This is a genomic window from Psychrobacter sp. (assembly GCF_018260395.1).
Taxonomy (GTDB): domain Bacteria; phylum Pseudomonadota; class Gammaproteobacteria; order Pseudomonadales; family Moraxellaceae; genus Psychrobacter.
In genome coordinates, this window is the sequence record NZ_JAGLBC010000234.1 from 1 (window position 1) to 2,012 (window position 2,012).

At 37.8% G+C, this 2,012-nt stretch carries 1 protein-coding gene; it reads right to left on the minus strand.

Annotation, left to right across the window (positions count from 1 at the left end; genetic code table 11):
- Positions 1-390: 390 nt before the first annotated feature.
- Positions 391-1,353 carry a hypothetical protein gene (locus QZ265_RS10765; protein WP_296406051.1) on the minus strand — a complete coding sequence of 321 codons (963 nt, stop codon included), beginning with the start codon at positions 1,351-1,353 and terminating at the stop codon, positions 391-393.
- Positions 1,354-2,012 lie beyond the last annotated feature (659 nt).

Consider the following 2,012-nt stretch of genomic DNA (forward strand, 5'->3'; position numbering starts at 1 on the left):
TACTAAAATAAAGAAAAGTTTAAACGGTTATTTTTAAAGGTTAATTAGGGCGTGTGGAACATTCGCAAATTAGCACTGCTGATAGCTAAAATCGTTCCAGACTAGGCGCAAACTGACGCTAATGTCTAGACCTTGGCTAGGTTTGTAACAACGTCTGGGGCGATTTTAGTATCAGCCCGAAGGGGCGGGACTCTTTTTTGCCAATATATGGCGAAATTTTCTAACTTAGAATGACTAAGCGTCAAAAATTTCACTGCATATTGACTAAAAAATAGTCTCCGCCAGTGCCATGGTCGAATGTTCCACACGCCCTAGTTATTTGCTTTAAAAGCTATAAAGATTAATTGGTTTTAAAACTATTAAGTTATAAAAGCTATTAAATTATAGGAGTTAAATGGTTTGGTTCTCATAATAGATAGCAGCTTGTAGCCAAATATTGGCTTGAACATAATCATTTACTTCAATCGTTTTAACAGCTTCTGAAGTAGGTGTAGCCACGCGAACCACAAAAGGGTCAGCATCAGGTTCTCTTAATATGGCGATGTCGAATACGGTTAACTCCCGATCATACAAAGCTTGTTGCTGCTTACCAAGCACTTGACCTTGACACCAAGCTTCGTCTTCTTGACCCAATGTCTCACCAAACAGGTAAGCACACATATTGCCCAAATTAATTTCAACAGGGGCTAACTTTTCATCACTATCAGATTGCCACTGCTCAATTTGTTGATCTAAGTCAGCGGGGATGACACCATTGTTCTTCGCTACGATATCATTATAAGCACGATGATATCGAATGGCTTCAGGGTCTTCTACCAAGATACTCTCTTCTTTGTTACTACTCTCAATAGAATAGGCCCAAGCACTAAAGTTAACAAAATAGTGTTGACCTTGACGATAAAGCGGCTGATTAACCGTGTACATTTGATCGAAGGCGTAAATAATACTGCCATCTTCACTGACCAAACGTAGTACAGCATCTTGAGTTGAATTATTGGCAATGATACGGTCAACTTTACAAACTAGACCGTAAGGGCTATTAACACAAGGAAAGGCATTAATAAAGTTCTGCGGATTACCATCTTTCATTGCCAATACTTGATTGATGTGGCACATTTCATTGCAAGAAAGAAGCAAATTAGGTAAAGAGTCTTTGGATAAATTTGGGTTTAAACCGGCAGCAATAGTTGCATCGTCAATTGAGCTTTTTAGCCAGTTTGGAACGTCTTGCTCAATATTATCCGTTAAGATGCGCCAGTGGTCACCATGACCTGCCGTTTGCTCATCGGTTAAGGTAATAGTAAAAGGGCGAACATCTGGATGCTGACTGTATTTATAAACTTGAGTTGTCATAATAAACTTATACTTTTGATGGTTTGTTTTAGGGGTGGCTACTATTTTAATTGGTTATAACCCGAATCTTTTGCTAAAAGCCATGTACCTTGTTATAAGTACCTTGTTATCCGCTTAAATTGACTAAAAAAGCAGGATTAATTTAAAAAACCATAATAATAAAAAGGACATCAACGAAGCTAGAAGTTTTGCAACCCTCTGCTCTACTAACTTTATAGGGGCAACTTATATTAATACAAGTTCATACCTTGATTATGATAGGGAAATAGCTATTAATTTAATAAATATAGAACTTACGCACTATCATAGGCACAAAGGCTATGCTAGATCGAACTTAACTGAGGTCTCAAATGAAACCACTGATTATCGACTAACTGACAAACATGGGCCACGATAGGTCTAAACAACTTGAAATGCCATTGGTACATAGACTTAAACATCGTCGATAAATAAACAAAGCCAAGTAATGATGCAAACACATGATTTTTAATCAACCGTTTGCGTCTCACTTGAAACTTCTCAAGAGAGCATAACTGACCCCTGCTGTCAAATCCGTACAGTTAAACTTGGGAGATTTTAACTACGCAGCTTGACGATAATAATTAAACCACACCTGTCTTGGCGATTTATAGCCTAAACTCTTTTGAATCCTCGTTTGG

Coding starts and splice junctions, on each gene's coding strand:
- QZ265_RS10765 (WP_296406051.1), bottom strand. CDS start 1,353: ATGACAACTCAAGTTTATAAATACAGTCAGCATCCAGATGTTCGCCCT.